Below are 1063 nucleotides of genomic sequence, written 5' to 3'. Positions count from 1 at the left end.
TATAAAAGTAATGGACAGTATACATGTAGAATTCAATTGGCTTGGTTTTTATAATACCAAAACTAAAAGGCGTGAATTCATCGAAAATCCATTTTATATTTCAGGAAATCCTGTTATTTTAACTAAATGTGAGGATAAATAAACTAAGACCGAAGTTCATAGTTGACAATTCCAAAACTTAATGGGAAACTGCTTCCATATTCAGCACAGTTAGCTCACCACAATCATCATTTACATATGTATTCTTATGGATCAGATTTTGAAGAAATTAATGAAAAATAGAAATTATTTTTTCTTTTTTATAGTTGTTATACTTGTACTACTTAATTGTCATACAAAAAGTGCTAATGCATATAAGATTGTTTATATAGATCATAAACAATACTTGAATATATTAAAAGATAGTACTTCTATCAAACAAGACATTTCTTTGAAAAAAAAATTTGAAACTAAACAAGGAGTTATCATTAAAACTGAACTTAAAGATATTTCTTTTCAAAATAAGGTTTCCGTTGACGACGATACTGATGGATATGAAAAATATGAATATCAATATTATATTAAAAATCGGGATAAATATCTTGTCAAGTTTACATATTTTGAAGGAGATTATTATTTATTGATTGATAATTTAACCTCAAAAATAGATACGCTGGATAGTAAGCCACTAATTGTCAATGATAATTTATTGACAATTTATCAGGATATGGAAGATGCTGATCAGTTTTCAACATTGAAGTTGTATAATTTTGATTCAAAAAACAATCTACAATTGATTGATGTAAAAAAAGAAAAATGGATTTTGGATAAAGTAATATTGTTAAAAAACAATACATTAGCAATTTTAGTGAGTTCCATTGGAGATGACAAAAAGAAATATGGTATTATTAGTTTTTGAATCATTTAAAAAAAAATTATGAAAATCGTATATATAATTTTCATCTTATTACTTATTGATTGTAAAGGTCAAGAAGACAAAAAAGAATATAAGTTGGAGAATAAAGAATATAACTCTATCTCTAATAAATGGTATGGGAAGTATGCGCTTACCATAAATGAAGAT

General features: G+C 25.2%; 1 protein-coding gene. It reads left to right on the top strand.

What is annotated here, in order from left to right; translation table 11 throughout:
• Window positions 1-247 precede the first annotated feature (247 nt).
• Complete coding sequence (locus AB4Y90_RS18015) at window positions 248-898, top strand: hypothetical protein (RefSeq protein WP_441558935.1); 651 nt, start codon at window positions 248-250, stop codon at window positions 896-898.
• Window positions 899-1063: the final 165 nt, after the last annotated feature.

Source organism: Chryseobacterium sp. 2TAF14, from assembly GCF_052115105.1.
Lineage (GTDB): Bacteria > Bacteroidota > Bacteroidia > Flavobacteriales > Weeksellaceae > Chryseobacterium.
Note: the sequence above shows the minus strand (reverse complement) of the source record. Positions and strands in the feature narration are given on the sequence as shown.